Source organism: Ktedonobacter sp. SOSP1-85, assembly GCF_016587415.1.
Lineage (GTDB): Bacteria > Chloroflexota > Ktedonobacteria > Ktedonobacterales > Ktedonobacteraceae > Ktedonobacter.
In genome coordinates, this window is record NZ_BNJI01000001.1 from 6,345,008 (window position 1) to 6,358,853 (window position 13,846).

Consider the following 13,846-nt stretch of genomic DNA (forward strand, 5'->3'; position numbering starts at 1 on the left):
GATGAAGAGTTATCATGCAAACAAAGGTGGAGGCATTGCCAGCCTGATCGTGAAAGAGCACGACATTCCGACCCCCGGCCCACACGAAGTGGTGGTGCGGGTCAGGGCCAGTGCGCTCAATTATCGCGATCTCGCAATCGTATGGGGAACGTACCCTCTCCCAATCAAACCGGACGGCATTCCATTGGCTGATGGTGCAGGTGAAGTCATTGCCATAGGGACAGACGTGACTCGGGCGAAACCAGGAGACCGGGTGGCGGCAACCCCTCTTCCGCAGTGGATTGATGAGCCTTTCTTCCCAGGATGGGACTCTGCAGCACAGATCGGCGGTTCGCTGGACGGACTCTTGACGGAATATGCCTTGTTGCATGAAGAGTGGCTCGTCCACATTCCTGTGCCCGATACCAGGGGTATTGGGAAGGTGCGCAAGCGTGCCTGCGGGTAGCACATGAGCGTCTCATCCAACGCGCGAAAGAGGGGCAGGCACTGCCCCGAAGCTTGGGCGGGCCTGGCCCGAGCTGGAGCGCGTCTGCCCAAAAGTTCAGGGGAACCATCACAAGAGCCAGCCTCCCTGCTTCGGTGGGAAGAACTGGAAGCGTGGGCCGAACCCCTGGAACCCCCGCTGCTTTCGCGCGGGGAGCTCTCAGTTAGGCGAAGATGGATGTCAAAGACGCACATGAGCGGTTCCAGCCTGCTTGCTCAACTCAATAGTCGGAAAGTACTGAAAGATGCAATTGGTGAAGAGCCTCAGGATTAGAAACCACATTGATTTGCACAATCTTTCCACTGGCAATTATAAAAGTGGCAACGGCAAGCAAGCGTCCTAAAGGAGCTACCACGACTCCGATGGTACCATTTACCAGAACCGGTTGCACTGCCTGAGTATGTCCCATGAGAAGCTGCTTTGCCACAAAAGCAGCACCACGGACCTCCCTTGAGAAGCCAGCAGGTTCAGTAGTCCAATCTTCTCGGTACACAACATCGGGGTCGAGTAGGGCTAACAGTGCCTCAAAATTTCCAGCACGCGAAGCAGCCAGAAAAGCGTTGACCACTTCTCGACTTGCGGTAATATTCTCATCCTGACCCCTCACCTCTCCCTGTATGCGGCGGCGCGCTCGACTTGCGAGCTGCCTGGTGGCGACTTCTGAACGCTCTATGATAGGAGCAATCTCATCGAAAGGGACAGCAAAGATATCATGCAACACAAAGGCAAGACGCTCGGCAGGAGCGAGTGTCTCCAGGATCACCAGCAATGCAAGACCAACTGAGTCAACTAACAATGCCTCTTGTTCAGGGTCAATCACCCTGGACTCTCCCATGCCTGGCTCAAATGCGGAGGCTTCCAGGGACTCCTCATGCCGCAATTTGCGTGAACGCAGCATATTGAGGCTGATACGCGCCACCACTGTCGTCAGCCAACCACCCAGGTTCTTCACGTTGCTTGTGTCGGAGCGACTGAGATGGAGCCAGGCATCCTGGACCGCGTCATCAGCCTCTGAAAGGGAGCCAAGCAATCTATAGGCCACTGCATGCAAATGGGACCGTTCCGTCTCGAATGCTTCAGCCAACCATTCATGTTTCTCCATAAGTTCTTTTCCTCCACAATAGTTTGTCCTTCATAATCGTCTTCAGCAAAAGTATCTTTTACAACTTTGCAGGAAAGAGAACTCCGAGGATACGGCTTTGTGGCCGAAGTGCCCATGAAGCGAACGCGAAAATGGTGAAGCCAAAAGCGTAAAGAGCATTTACAGTATCACCGCAGACTATGTTTGATACAAGTGCTCCTAGCAAATTGATGAAGACGCCAGCATATGCCCACTCCTTGAGCCGAGGGAAATGTGGCACCAGCAAGGCGATGCCCCCAAGCAGCTTGCTCACTCCAAGGATAGCGAGCAAGTATACAGGATAACCTAACTGTTGCATGACCTCGACGAGAGGCTCGCCAATTAACATGTTTCGCCCATGTAGCAGGGACATTACACCCCCAGTAGAAGTTCAAACGTGACAATTGCCGTGGACACCCAATAGCCGATCACTTTCATTGTTTTCATAGTTCCTTCTCTTGCAGATAATGTTGACATGGTTTGCTTCCTTTCTCAAATTACCCTCGAAAATCGCGTTAGCCCTTTTTTTACATCGGATTTACCCATTCTTCCCTTATATCTCTTTGCAAGTCTTTTATAGGCTTGAGGGTCTGTTACAGGCCATATGTTCTGAATCTGGTTGAAAATGTTGTCAGGATCATAGCGTGCATTGATGCTTGCCAGCCGTACAGGGGTAGCGCTCGGATAGGCAGCAGTAACGCTGGTTTGCTTACATCTCTTAAATAATTGACAAACGCGCCACTACTTAATAGTGCAAATGAATGCCAGGCTGCCTATCGACATCATCAGCAGACTTCCCTGTTATTTCTTTGACACATTACACCGAGAACATGTGACAGGAGAGCGCAAATTGCATCGCGCCCACCTATCCACCATTTTTCAAGCAATCTTTACTTCCCACGAGGGCTTATATCTCGCTGGCGGTCGATGTAGTCGGGAACGAGAGGATCTCGCTTTCGTGCAAGTGAGATTGAGCTACCTTCAAGCGATGTGGAGGCCGAGAACAGTGGCAATTGAGCCTCAGAAAACGGTCGTTTCCTGAGGCTCATGACCTTGCTCTTTTTATCTGAGCACATGTGTGTGAATAAAACTGATCTTCTCTCCCTTGACAACCTCTACCTCTTCGCGTTATACTCAGATCAGAACACTTAGCCAACAAAGTGAAATTGAGGAACACATGCACCCATTTGAAAATGATATAAGCTACGCTCTTATTCAGCTGATCAAAGAACACCGCAGGCAGGCCGATGAAGCACTGAAACAACTTGGTTTGCATGCAGCACAAGAGTTTGTCCTTTTTCTGCTCTGGGAAGAGGATGGCTTATCTCAATCTCAACTGGCTGCTCGCCTCAAGCTAGAGCTGCCGACGATGACCAAATCAGTGCAGCGTATGGAACGTGCTGGCTTGGTAAGGCGTTGTGTCGATGAGCAGGACACACGGATTTCGCGTGTTTATCTTACCGAAGCCGGACGCGCACTCTATGAGCCCGCCATGCAAGTATGGAAGAATCTCGATGCTCGCGTCTGCCTCCATATGACTGAACTTGAACAGGCACTGTTGCGTCGTCTGCTTCAACAGGCTCTTGCCAACTTTTCCTAGAGGAAGAGACTTCCTCTTTTTTTGATGATTTAAATAGCCGGCTAACTATAAAAGAAAGGATACGCACATGAATATGGAAGTCCCATTGATGAAGGACCGTATTGCCTTAGTGACAGGAGGAAGTCGCGGCATTGGTGCGGCGACAGCGATTCAGCTTGGAGAGCATGGGGCGAGCGTGGCAGTTAACTACTATCGCAATGCAACGGCTGCTCAAGAAGTCGTGGAGACCATTGAGAAGGCGGGAGGCAAAGCGATTGCCGTTCAAGCGGATGTCGCGAAGCAGGAGGAGGTTGAGCGAATGGTTGCGCGCGTTCGCGAGATCCTCGGGCCTATTGATACGCTGGTTCTCAATGCCCCGGCGTCAAGCAGCAATTCCACATCTTCGATTCCTGCCCACGAACAGCTTCAGGCGATCCTTGCCCCTTTTAGAGGAAGTCGTTGGGACATTTTGGAGTCATTTGTCCGAGGCCAATTACAAGCTGCCTACTACCCAAGTCAGGCAGTTCTTCCTGATATGATCAAACACCAGCGAGGAAGCATCATTTTCGTCAGTGCCACCCATGCTCGTCGAGCAAATGAAGGAGGAATAGCCGTCGCAGTGTCTATAGCCAAAGCCAGCGTAGAGACGATGATGCAGCATATGGCAGAGGAACTCGGACCCTCCGGTATTCGGGTCAATACGGTGGGTGGGGGGATGATTCTCACCGATCTCAACGCAGGAGCACCACAGGAGATGAAAGACCAGATGGCCCGCAAGACCCCTTTGCGGAGAAATGGGCGACCGGAGGACATGGCCTCCGCCATTACCTATCTCGCTTCCAATCAGGCCTCTTTTATCACTGGGGCCTATCTCACTGTGGATGGTGGCAATTTCATCATTTAATGTATTACCAAAATGATGTACATAAGGTGATATTGAGGAGAAACATGCTTATGATTAGTAAGCCTAACATGGCGGGATCGTGTCGGGCTACTCATCCCTCCTGCTATATCTACGACAACCGCTATCCAGATGATTGTCGCGGCTGAGTAAGCCAACGTCCAGCAGGTCTGGATGGTGAATGAAACCACGGGACACAATACGTTAGCAACCTACGCAGCAGCGGCCATACAAACGAGGAAGATTCGCCTTGGAACCTCGATTATGCCAATTTACGGACAACACCCATTGACGCTGGCCCGCCAGGTGCTGACGGTGAACGAGATTGCCCCACAAAGGCTGCGGCTCGGTGTCGGACCTAGCCATCGCTCTATTGTAGAGGGGATCTACGGACTGGAGATGAAGCAGCCATTAGAGCATCTGCGTGAGTATTTGGCTCGAGTTGCCTGCTCAGATGAACCTGTGCTTCTCTCGTCTGAGCAGGTGGCTCGAATGCCGCCACTTTGCCCTGGTTCCTGGTGCTTGCCCTGTTGGATGTGGTTGTCAGTCGGCATCACGGCGTCGCGATCCCTTCTGAGGAGCTGAGTGGGCGTTCATCCTGGTAACGTTACAAGCAATAAGTGGGATGCTCACCGTCCTCACTGCTGGCCAACTTGTGGCCTTTGTCGTGCCCATCACTTTGATTACCTTCTTTACAGAGAACGCGGCGAGAAAGCCCCGGTCATTCATGCCTGTCTTTTACCCACATTTAACAATTAGGTTTTGCGGAACAGCATAGGAGGCCAACTCCCCCTGTTGAGTGTTTCACAAACACATGGAGAGCGATTGGCTCATATAATAATTTGGTAGCAGCGGGAGAGCCTCAGAGAAGGGGCGACGCGCCGTTTATCCTCAGGGGCCTACCTCATGTTGATGCACTTCGTGAACATATTTATCCATGAAGTTGTAATTCTAGACCTTGATATCCAGGATACTTCTATGACTAGAATGACTATCCAGCAAGCTCGTATTTGTTTGATATGTTCAGGTAAAGGAGCCGAGAGAGAATGAAAGCAGCATATATTACTGCTCAGCAAGGTGGTCCAGAAGTGATCGAGTATGGGGATGTGGAGCAACCTCAAGTCGGAGCCGGTGAAATTTTGCTTCAAGTGCATGCTGTTGGTATTTCTCCGCAGGAGCTCGAATGGGTTCCAACGTGGAAGACTGCCGATGGGCAAGAGCGCGCGAAGCCAATCATCATGGGTCATGAGATTTCTGGTTCAGTTGTTGCATTAGGTGAGGGTGTCACAGCATTTCACGTGGGTGACGACGTCTATGGACTGAGCAGTTTCTGGAGAAATGGTGCCCAGGCTGAATATACCATTGTCAAACCAGCTGAAATTGCCATGAAGCCTCGTCGTTGTAGCCATATTGAGGCAGCGACGTTACCGCTTTCGGCACTGACTGCCTGGCAAGCATTCTTTGAGCAGGGATCGCTGAAGCGGGGACAGAAAGTCTTGATTCAAGGCGCTGCTGGTGGTGTAGGAAACTATGCTGTGCAGATCGCGCATTGGGTTGGCGCGCAGGTGATCGCAGTCGCATCAGCACGGCAACATGAGTTTTTGCGTGAACTTGGTGCAGATCAGCTTATCGATTACACAACGATGCGTTTTGAAGATGTTGTCAACGATGTTGACTTTGTGTTGGATACCATTGGTGACGATACCCAGAAACGGTCATTTAAGGTACTGAAAAAAGGCGGTATCCTGGTTGGTATTGCTGGCGAGCAGGAGAATAGGATCTTTGAGTGGGCGAAGCAATATGAACGGGATGCAAAGTGGTTTATTGTTCGCCCTAACCATGAGCAACTAGCACGCATTGCCGAGTTCGTTGATGAAGGTCATATGAAACCTGTTGTGAATAGCGTCTATCCATTAGCTGAAACGCGTCAGGCATATGAGCATAGTTTGAGTGGTCATATGCGTGGCAAAGTTGTCATCCAGGTGGTGGAGTAGCTTTATAAAGTATCCCGGTTCTGGCACACTCTCGGTGATTCCGCTCGCTTGTTTAAGAGCCTCGAACTAGACAAAGGGATTGTGTCAACTGGGAAAACAGTGCTTCGTTTTGAAGACATAGGACCTCTCAACCAGATGCTCAACGTTCTCCCGGCTCACCAGAAGGAGGATCAGTAAGATGACGCAGCAGGTCACCGCTCACCACCTTAGTCGCCTAGCATGTTTGTAAGTGCGGCAAAGTACGCTAAAGCCTCGTCCTTGAGAATACCGAAAGTACTTCCCGACAGTATGCGCTCCGCGAACGCGCGCTAGCACTCGGTTGGAGCGAGGAGCGCATCGTGGTGATCGACCAGGACCTGGGCTATTTGGGAGCCTTGACAGCCGACCGTCTGGGATTCCAACGCCTGGTGGCTGAAGTCGGCCTCGGACAAGTCGGGCTGGTCTTAGGTCTGGAGGTTTCTCGGCTCGCGCGCAACTCCAGCGATTGGTATCATCTGTTGGAAATCTGCGCGCTCACCCATACCTTGATCCTGGATGAAGAGGGCCTCTACGATCCCTCTACCTTCAATGACCGCCTCTTGCTTGGACGAGAAGCGGCACGATGAGTGAAGCAGAACTCTTTGCGCTGTGCGCCCGCCTGCAAGGCGGTATCCTCAACAAAGCGAGGCGGGGAGCCCTCAAACTGACCTTACCCATCGGGTTGATCTACACCGAAACGGATACGGTGGTGCTTGATCCCGAACGGCCACGTGCAGGCCGCTTGATTCAAGAAATGTCAGAGAGGGACTAATACGATGCTGTGGTGGCTACCTGCTTCCATGTGCCGTTCGTCGAATAAAAGCCAGCAGCATAGGCAGATTCAGATGAGTGGTAATCACCCACCATTGGAGTATAGCACGATGTCTGACCTGGAGAAACCCATCCATTGCCGCCCGCCGAGGAACAATCATAATACTTACCACGTGAACTAATAATCTGCGCATCTCCGTAGTGACCGGATGGCATCGGTGCGTTAAACGTAACTTTTGCCCACGTGGCGCCGCACGTTGCGCTATAGCGAAGGGTAACATTTGCTCTCAACCCTCCTCCTAAATCGCTACTTGTTACCACATGCATATCTTGTCCATCATCAGCGCAGCCCGTAGATACGGGACTTTTCCCATCGCAACTTGTGTCAAGACAGCTTGCTGCAGCAAGCGCTGGAGAAGTGGTGTGCGCGGAGGCAACTCCTGTGGTGAAAACTATCATGGTACTGAGCATGAGGAGCATAAGTCCCAGCGACATTATATGTTTGATACTAAACATCCTTTTTCCTTTTGTTTCCTTACGCTTGACGCAAGGATTGTGCTGAATAGAACCTCTGCCTCAAGGAGAGGTTTGCCTCTGGTGTGATCATCATAACGTGATCACTACACAGAAAGAGGGTTGAAAGGTCCTTTTTGGGACAGCTTTCCTGCTTTCTCGTGATGTGGGATGTTATCAAGAAGTCCACCACGTGTGATCGTCGCAAAGCAAACGATTCAACCGTCAGATATGTGACAACGTTCCCCTTTGATGCTGCCCATGCCAGATATGTTGAAGAACTGTCCTTGTGACGTGGAAGGAGTGCGCTACGTTTTTGCACACGGTGAGGAGGCCTGCATGGCAAGAGCATCATTGGCCAAAGCGTACCTCCCGACACCTCGCCATAACATGCTTGACGTACGTGGCCAGTGCAAAGTGAGCAAAAAACACCTGGAGGCTTGTGGGCTTTCGGTCACCGTAGCTCAAACTGGGGACACTCGGACCTGATGAATGGTTGCTCTTTCTGAAGTTGTCTGGCTACGCAGCGCGAAAAAAGCCACAGAGGAAGCTGGAGATCATCCAACTTCCTCTCCTAGACCTCGACGAGAATCAGCCGCAGGAGGTCTCGTCATGAGCTTTCCGTAGAACTGCCTCATTCTCGTGAGATCGCACCGCGCTGCTCCTCGGCTACGGCCACCCGACGCCTGGTGCAGGCGCCCAGGTGGTGAGGATCTGGCCCGTTCGTGTCTGGTCTGCCATGTGCTCAAAACCACGCCACTCGGCTACCATCAGGAACAGCGTTTGCTTCTTTCCCCCTCCGAGCATACATGCGAAGCAGCCACGGTCAAGATGGATCGTCTGCAAAACCTCACCACCTTCTCTCACCCGCACGCAACACTTGTTCGGGACATCACCGTACCAAACGGCACCTTCAGCGTCGAGACAGATACCATCAGGGGCAACTCCTTCGAGCGCGGCCCAGACTCGCCGATTCGACAGGCCGCCGTCTTCATCGATGTCAAAAGCCGTGAGACGGTTCCCGTGGGACTCGGCGACTATCAGTGTCTTGTTATCGGATGTCACGGCCATCCCATTCGGAAAAGCGATGTTGTCAGCCACCTGGCGCACCGACCCATTGGGGGTGTGCAACACAATGATTCCAGGAGCATTAAAGCTGCCACCGTTGACGTAGATGTTGCCGCGACCATCCACGACGATCTCGTTCCAGATGTCAGCAAGGCTGCGCAGGTCAGCATGGGTCACCAGCTCCCCGTCGGGCTCCCTGCGCAGGAGAAGTCCCTCACGCCCTGAGACGACGAGCAGACGCCCATCGGGCAGCCAGTCGATGCAAAAGGGAATCGTGGTCGGCACGCGGGCCATGATTTCGCTCTGGCCCTCCAGATCGACGGCAACGATCTCCTGAGTGCCCCAGTTGGAAAACCACAGACGGTCCTCGTGCCAGCGCGGCGACTCACCGAACGCGAGACCAGTCAACAAGGTTTGCAGGTCAGGCATGTGAAAACTCCTTTTATCAAAAGATTCACAGGATCTCTGTCCTCCTGTTTCTATTTGCACCTTGCAAGTAGAGTGTAAATTATGGAAAGAAGCTGTTGATTTTTTGGCAATTGTTCTGTTGAACGCATCTCTTCTTCTTTCGCCTATGAAGTCATTCTCGCGAGCCTCATCCCGCGAGAACGTGAAGCAAGAACCACCTAGCATAATGGGCAAGAAATCAAAGCTTCTTTCCATAATTTACAACTAATGATCGAATTATAGATAAACGCGATGAAGCCATGTCAGTATGAGGTTATTCCGCCTGTAACACGGCTAATATGTTCCCAGCCGGGTCTTTAAACCAGGCTATATCAGGCCCCATCTTTTGAGAGATGCCGCGCATGATGCCCTTCTCATCTTGCACCATTCCTTCATAGCGCTCAAAGCTGACGCTTCGGCTTTTGAGCTCATCAACCGCAGCATCAATGTCATCAACGACAAAATCCAGCATCGTGAACGTCGCTGGCTGGTGATTGTCTTTTGGATAGGCAAACGCTGTGCCTCCACCAGGCAAATGAAGCCGGAGGCCGCCGCCCTCTTCGACCACGTGTAGCCCTAGAGCCTGAGCATAAAATGCCTTAGCTTTTGCTAGATCATTCACTGAAAACCCGCTAAATGCTGTTTTTGGTCGAAACATATCTCTCTCCTTGTTATTTACAGTACACTTTCCTTCGATCTATGTACATGATTATCCTTGCATTTTGCAAGTATAAACAGAATACTCCCGGTGAGCAGAAAAAACTTCTCGAATCTTGCCCTTCGGCAGACGAAGAAGAGATGCGTTCAACAGAACAATTGCCAAAAAATCAGCAGCTTATTGGATCTTACCCAGTTCTGCCAGATCTCACACCGACCATGATACCCCTCGCGTCAGGCGCGTCAAACGCCACGTGCCTGTTCCAGTTTTTGGCTCACTTTGCACTGGCCACATACGTCAAGCATGTTACGACGAGGTGCCCACCTCCCTGAGGTGGATGGTGCAAAAAACCTTGGCGCACCCTCTGCGTGTGGCAGATCGCGTTCTCCTGGTTCTCTTTTTCCCATGTTTTTCCTGTGTCTGCGCGGAGCCCGGGTCTGTGATCTTCCTGCATTTTTTCTGCAAAATCGCGATTGCAAAGAAAGGTGCGCTTTTCTGCTCAAAAAGAGGTGCCACTGCCTCCTTTTGGTGGCTGTGTTTCTGTGTGTGGTCCCGCCCTCATCTTCCTCTGCTGCTCTTCTTTCAAGTGGAGGCTATCGGTGCTTGGTGCCTGCTTCAAAAGTTGGGGTCAGCGCATCCAAATCTGAAAACTGCACGCGAAGGTTTGGATGCGCTGACCCCCATTCCAGACCACCGCCCTATGGTTTCCTCACTGGGAGCCGTTGGCGAATCCAAGCGTTCATGCCGCCAGCCAGATTGCTCACCTGGGAAAAACCTGCCTGCTGCAACGTCTGTGCAGCAGCCATGCTGCGTTGCCCACTGCAGCACACCGTAATGATTTCTCGTGAGCGATCCAGCTCTGATAATTGCCTGGAGAGGCTCCCCAGCGGAATATGGATGGCGTTGTTGATGTGTCCCTCCTGCCATTCAGATGGCTCGCGCACATCGACAATGATTGCCCCAGCCTTCTGCTTGAGGCTGGCCTGTTCAGGGGAAACATTGGGAACAGACGATTGATTAAAAATGTGACGAAACATTGATGATCCTCAATTCTCTTTTCTTTATGGTCTTTCCATTAGAATATCAGCAACTTTGGCACATTGAGCACCAGCAGCACCACACCCAGGGCCAGCACGAACAGGGCAAATGCCTGCTGTAAGCGGGCAACCGGGAGGATTCGCACCAGTTTGGCACCAACCAGCAGTCCGATGAATCCTATGGCGGTGAATACCAGGATCTCGGCCCAGGGGAGGGCCACATGACTGTTCAGGTGACCGGAAATCCCCGCAGCGCTATTGAGCGCAATCACGACCAGAGATGAACCCACGGCGGTCGGCATGTCCATGCCGAGCAGGAGGACGAGGGCCGGGACAATCAGAAACCCGCCGCCGACTCCCAGAAAGCCGGTGAGCAAGCCAACACCAAAACCTCCGAGCAGAACCAGCCACCAGGGCCGGCGCGTCGCGGTCGTGGCTACACCCGCTTTTGGTCGCAGCATCAGCAGCGCAATAACCAGCATCAAAAACGCAAACAGCATCAGGAGCAGCGTGCTATTGAGCATGGTTGAGGCACGCGCGCCCGCGTACGAGGAGACGGTGCCATACGCCCCGAAGAGGAGTGCTTCTTTGAGCCTGACATTCCCGCTTCGCCAGTGCAGTACACTGCCCATCACTGAGTTCAGCCCACGATGATCAGTGAAGCCGTCACAGCCACATGCGGGTCCATCTGCAGCAGATACACCAGGACTGGAACCGTCAGAATAGATCCCCCACCCCCCAATATTCCCAAAACGAGGCCGATTGCGGCACCGAAAACAACCGTCATGAGCAACAGACTCACCCTTACTCCTCCCTCTCTCTTATCTCTGTGCTCCAGGCACCCGAGGGTGCCTGGAGTCTCTTTTCTCAAAGATAGGAAGGCTCGGCCCCTTTGACCACCGGATAGCCAGCCTTTTGCCACTGGAGCAACCCTCCCACGAGATCCATGACCTGTGGATAGCTATGGGCTTCCAGCAAACTTGCGCCAATGGGCGAACGGGCTCCTCCCTGGCATTGCACCACGATGGGTTTCTCAGGAGAGATCTCCTGCAAATGCTGTCGCAGTGAGCCCAGGTGAATATGCTGGCTTCCCTGGATATGGCCTGCTACGTACTCGTCGCGACTGCGGATATCGAGCCAGGTCACCTGTCCCTGGGCGAGCAGCTGCCGGGCCTCCTGTACCGTGATTTGCGGCGTATTGCCCAACGGTTGCCGGGTCGATTTCCAGGTGGCGAGCACATCAAGGGTCCAGACATGGGCCACCTGATCCAGACCGATGAGACGCAGCTGGGTAATCACCTGCCGGAGAGTAGAAGCATCAACGATCAGCGAGAATGGCCGGTCGTAGGGAAACAACCATCCAGCCCAGTTCAGGAAGATGGGCCCAAACGGCACGTGGGTAGTCCCCGGGATATGTTCCTCCACGTACTGCCGGGAAGGACGGGTATCGATGACCGGGATACCTGATTGCAGATCCGCCATCAGTTGCTCGATGCTTGCTTCAGGCAGCGGGATTGCCCCTTCGCTCACCAGGACTGGTCCGATCTTATTGACGCGCTTCATTTCCGCGAAGTAGGTAGGTGGTTCCGGTTGTCCCGCCAGCACCGTTTGGACAAAGCGTTGCTCGTCAGTTACCTCAAACGCCCAGTTCGTGCGTTTCTCATATCCCAGGGTCGTTTGCGGAATTGCGCCTAAGGCTCGTCCGCACGCGCTACCTGCTCCATGGCCAGGCCAGATCTGCAGGTAGTCGGGCAAGGCGTGGAAGCGCTGCAACGAGCGGAAGAGTTGGCGTGCTCCTGACTCCGCCGTGCCGGTGATCCCGGCGGCTTTTTCCAGCAGATCCGGGCGGCCAACATCGCCGACAAACAGGAAGTCGCCGGTAAATATACCCATCGGTTCATCGGTTGCCGCAGTATCGGTCAGCAAGAACGAGAGGTGCTCCGGGGTATGACCGGGTGTGTGCAAAGCCTCGATGCGGATGTTGCCAACACGGAACGTCTCCCCATCGTGCAGGAGGATGGCTCCTGCTTCCCCAGCGTACCCATATTTCCAGTCTGCGGGACCCATATCTGAAAGGTAGAGCTGTGCGCCGGTTGCGCGCGCCAGTTCGCGCGCCCCGGAGACAAAATCAGCGTGAATATGCGTCTCAGTGACAGCCGTGATGCGCAATCCCTTGCTCTCTGCCAGCGCGATATAGTCCTCAACCTTGCGGTTGGGATCGATAATCAGCGCTTCGCCTGCCGCGGCGCAACCCACCAGGTAACTGGCCTGGGCCAGGGTTTCATCATAGATTAAACGGAGGATCATAGCAATTCACTCTTTCTCTGTGGATGGTATTGACATCTTTCTGCGGCTTACTACGCGGCATCTGCTATATTTTTCAGTGTCTGGCGAACATCACAAACGGCGCCCTGGTTGTAGGGCAGCTTACTGAGCAGCAGCGCCATCCCGCAGGTATTGGAAGCTGCCGAATAGGCCAGTCCTCCGCCAATCAGGGCCGCGATCCAGGTGAGCGGCTTCCAGGCGAAAAGACCTCCCAGTGCTCCCAGCAGGACCAGTGTGCCGGCAACGCCGCGCACCTGCCGTTCCATACTCCATTTTTGTACCCCCTGCTTATATGGCTTGCCCGCCTTCTCCCAGGCAACAATTCCACCGTCGAGGATAGAGAGAGAAGACACTGGCATGGTCTGTAGCACTTCTGCCGCCTTGCGCGCGCGTGTCCCGCTCTGGCAAATCAGGAGCACGGCAGCGTTGCTCGCGAGTTCCGCGATCTCGTTTGTATAAGCAGGAAGCTGATCCAGGGGAATGTTATGGCTTCCTGGAATATGTTTGGACTCAAATTCAGCCGAGGTGCGAACATCAATGGCGATCGCATTTTTTGCCTCTGTAATCATTTCATATGCTTTTTCGACAGCAACTATGGTTGTACTGGCGCTTTTCGGGTTCATCTTTGTTCTCCTTCCGTATGTTTGTTGTCACTAATCAGGGATGTTTGTTTTCCTCACCTACTTGGATGCAGCATCTTGTAAAAGGTTACATAGTTCTTGTGCCTATGTGCTGCCAGGAGTCAGGGGCGTCTTGTTTTCCTCATCTACTTGGATTTAGCGTTTTGTAAAAGGTAACATAACTCGACTTTGTACAATTTTTTCTTTGGCCAACGAGTGCTCTGAGGCTCTCTTCCATCGAAAAGAGCTTCTAAAGAGCCCTTGGAAGCCAGCAGCAAGAGAAAACGCTGGACAAGCTACCTTTTTTCAAC

16 protein-coding genes and 2 pseudogenes are annotated in these 13,846 nt (G+C 52.8%); 7 read left to right on the forward strand and 11 right to left on the reverse strand.

Translation table 11 applies throughout. The features are described 5' to 3' along the window. Position 1 precedes the first annotated feature (1 nt). Positions 2 to 445 carry an alcohol dehydrogenase catalytic domain-containing protein gene (locus tag KTE_RS26615; RefSeq protein WP_236600582.1) on the forward strand — a complete coding sequence of 148 codons (444 nt, stop codon included), beginning with the start codon at positions 2 to 4 and terminating at the stop codon, positions 443 to 445. Continuing rightward, positions 391 to 757, forward strand: a pseudogene (locus tag KTE_RS47770) (hypothetical protein); the annotation flags it as partial. The gene KTE_RS26615 and the pseudogene KTE_RS47770, both read left to right, overlap by 55 nt. On the opposite strand, the gene KTE_RS26620 reads toward KTE_RS47770, so the two are convergent. The 3 genes from KTE_RS26620 to KTE_RS49755 form a co-directional block, all read right to left on the reverse strand. Further along, complete coding sequence (locus KTE_RS26620) at positions 705 to 1,586, reverse strand: sigma-70 family RNA polymerase sigma factor (RefSeq protein WP_201386355.1); 882 nt, start codon at positions 1,584 to 1,586, stop codon at positions 705 to 707. The pseudogene KTE_RS47770 and the gene KTE_RS26620 sit on opposite strands and share 53 nt — an antisense overlap. A gap of 58 nt (positions 1,587 to 1,644) precedes the next feature. Next, positions 1,645 to 1,977, reverse strand: a complete 333-nt coding sequence (locus tag KTE_RS49750) for a DoxX family protein (RefSeq protein ID WP_374226789.1) — start codon at positions 1,975 to 1,977, stop codon at positions 1,645 to 1,647. A gap of 119 nt (positions 1,978 to 2,096) precedes the next feature. Next, on the reverse strand, positions 2,097 to 2,267 hold the full coding sequence (locus KTE_RS49755; RefSeq protein ID WP_201387253.1) for a hypothetical protein: 171 nt from the start codon (positions 2,265 to 2,267) through the stop codon (positions 2,097 to 2,099). 514 nt (positions 2,268 to 2,781) lie between these two features. Here KTE_RS49755 and KTE_RS26635 point away from each other — a divergent pair. The 5 genes and pseudogenes from KTE_RS26635 to KTE_RS49760 form a co-directional block, all read left to right on the forward strand. Further along, positions 2,782 to 3,204 carry a MarR family winged helix-turn-helix transcriptional regulator gene (locus KTE_RS26635; protein ID WP_201386359.1) on the forward strand — a complete coding sequence of 141 codons (423 nt, stop codon included), beginning with the start codon at positions 2,782 to 2,784 and terminating at the stop codon, positions 3,202 to 3,204. A 67-nt stretch (positions 3,205 to 3,271) separates the two neighbouring features. Continuing rightward, a complete protein-coding gene (locus tag KTE_RS26640) occupies positions 3,272 to 4,087 on the forward strand; it encodes an SDR family NAD(P)-dependent oxidoreductase (protein ID WP_201386361.1) in 816 nt (271 codons plus the stop codon). A 171-nt stretch (positions 4,088 to 4,258) separates the two neighbouring features. Continuing rightward, positions 4,259 to 4,669 (forward strand): LLM class flavin-dependent oxidoreductase, encoded by a 411-nt coding sequence (locus tag KTE_RS26645; protein WP_201386362.1) that lies wholly within the window; start codon positions 4,259 to 4,261, stop codon positions 4,667 to 4,669. Between the two features lie 461 nt (positions 4,670 to 5,130). Continuing rightward, positions 5,131 to 6,078 carry an NADP-dependent oxidoreductase gene (locus KTE_RS26650; protein WP_201386363.1) on the forward strand — a complete coding sequence of 316 codons (948 nt, stop codon included), beginning with the start codon at positions 5,131 to 5,133 and terminating at the stop codon, positions 6,076 to 6,078. 229 nt (positions 6,079 to 6,307) lie between these two features. Then, a pseudogene (locus KTE_RS49760) lies at positions 6,308 to 6,823 on the forward strand (recombinase family protein); the annotation flags it as partial. A 41-nt stretch (positions 6,824 to 6,864) separates the two neighbouring features. On the opposite strand, the gene KTE_RS49765 reads toward KTE_RS49760, so the two are convergent. The 8 genes from KTE_RS49765 to KTE_RS26695 all read right to left on the reverse strand — a co-directional run bounded on the left by KTE_RS49765 (position 6,865) and on the right by KTE_RS26695 (position 13,538). Beyond that, a complete protein-coding gene (locus tag KTE_RS49765; RefSeq protein WP_201386364.1) occupies positions 6,865 to 7,383 on the reverse strand; it encodes a DUF2690 domain-containing protein in 519 nt (172 codons plus the stop codon). 666 nt (positions 7,384 to 8,049) lie between these two features. After that, positions 8,050 to 8,877, reverse strand: coding sequence for an SMP-30/gluconolactonase/LRE family protein (locus KTE_RS26665; protein WP_201386365.1), 828 nt, complete (start codon positions 8,875 to 8,877; stop codon positions 8,050 to 8,052). Positions 8,878 to 9,169: 292 nt separating this feature from the next. Continuing rightward, positions 9,170 to 9,553, reverse strand: coding sequence for a VOC family protein (locus tag KTE_RS26670; RefSeq protein ID WP_201386366.1), 384 nt, complete (start codon positions 9,551 to 9,553; stop codon positions 9,170 to 9,172). A 698-nt stretch (positions 9,554 to 10,251) separates the two neighbouring features. Continuing rightward, complete coding sequence (locus tag KTE_RS26675; RefSeq protein ID WP_201386367.1) at positions 10,252 to 10,590, reverse strand: rhodanese-like domain-containing protein; 339 nt, start codon at positions 10,588 to 10,590, stop codon at positions 10,252 to 10,254. Positions 10,591 to 10,628: 38 nt separating this feature from the next. After that, the gene (locus tag KTE_RS26680; RefSeq protein ID WP_236600694.1) at positions 10,629 to 11,222 is read right to left on the reverse strand and encodes a sulfite exporter TauE/SafE family protein; all 594 of its coding nucleotides are present in this window, start codon (positions 11,220 to 11,222) and stop codon (positions 10,629 to 10,631) included. Between the two features lie 8 nt (positions 11,223 to 11,230). Further along, positions 11,231 to 11,392 carry a hypothetical protein gene (locus KTE_RS26685; RefSeq protein ID WP_201386370.1) on the reverse strand — a complete coding sequence of 54 codons (162 nt, stop codon included), beginning with the start codon at positions 11,390 to 11,392 and terminating at the stop codon, positions 11,231 to 11,233. A 65-nt stretch (positions 11,393 to 11,457) separates the two neighbouring features. Next, complete coding sequence (locus KTE_RS26690) at positions 11,458 to 12,897, reverse strand: MBL fold metallo-hydrolase (protein ID WP_201386373.1); 1,440 nt, start codon at positions 12,895 to 12,897, stop codon at positions 11,458 to 11,460. A gap of 50 nt (positions 12,898 to 12,947) precedes the next feature. Further along, positions 12,948 to 13,538 (reverse strand): rhodanese-like domain-containing protein, encoded by a 591-nt coding sequence (locus KTE_RS26695; protein WP_201386374.1) that lies wholly within the window; start codon positions 13,536 to 13,538, stop codon positions 12,948 to 12,950. Between the last annotated feature and the right edge of the window lie 308 nt (positions 13,539 to 13,846).

Bases quoted from the DNA above. Each gene is read 5' to 3' on its own strand.
- KTE_RS26675 (WP_201386367.1), bottom strand. From the start codon at position 10,590: ATGTTTCGTCACATTTTTAATCAATCGTCTGTTCCCAATGTTTCCCCT.
- KTE_RS26635 (WP_201386359.1), top strand. From the start codon at position 2,782: ATGCACCCATTTGAAAATGATATAAGCTACGCTCTTATTCAGCTGATC.
- KTE_RS26670 (WP_201386366.1), bottom strand. From the start codon at position 9,553: ATGTTTCGACCAAAAACAGCATTTAGCGGGTTTTCAGTGAATGATCTA.
- KTE_RS26695 (WP_201386374.1), bottom strand. From the start codon at position 13,538: ATGAACCCGAAAAGCGCCAGTACAACCATAGTTGCTGTCGAAAAAGCA.
- KTE_RS26620 (WP_201386355.1), bottom strand. From the start codon at position 1,586: ATGGAGAAACATGAATGGTTGGCTGAAGCATTCGAGACGGAACGGTCC.
- KTE_RS26615 (WP_236600582.1), top strand. From the start codon at position 2: ATGAAGAGTTATCATGCAAACAAAGGTGGAGGCATTGCCAGCCTGATC.
- KTE_RS49765 (WP_201386364.1), bottom strand. From the start codon at position 7,383: ATGTTTAGTATCAAACATATAATGTCGCTGGGACTTATGCTCCTCATG.
- KTE_RS49750 (WP_374226789.1), bottom strand. From the start codon at position 1,977: ATGTCCCTGCTACATGGGCGAAACATGTTAATTGGCGAGCCTCTCGTC.
- KTE_RS26640 (WP_201386361.1), top strand. From the start codon at position 3,272: ATGAATATGGAAGTCCCATTGATGAAGGACCGTATTGCCTTAGTGACA.
- KTE_RS26680 (WP_236600694.1), bottom strand. From the start codon at position 11,222: ATGGGCAGTGTACTGCACTGGCGAAGCGGGAATGTCAGGCTCAAAGAA.
- KTE_RS26690 (WP_201386373.1), bottom strand. From the start codon at position 12,897: ATGATCCTCCGTTTAATCTATGATGAAACCCTGGCCCAGGCCAGTTAC.
- KTE_RS26645 (WP_201386362.1), top strand. From the start codon at position 4,259: ATGGTGAATGAAACCACGGGACACAATACGTTAGCAACCTACGCAGCA.
- KTE_RS26665 (WP_201386365.1), bottom strand. From the start codon at position 8,877: ATGCCTGACCTGCAAACCTTGTTGACTGGTCTCGCGTTCGGTGAGTCG.
- KTE_RS26650 (WP_201386363.1), top strand. From the start codon at position 5,131: ATGAAAGCAGCATATATTACTGCTCAGCAAGGTGGTCCAGAAGTGATC.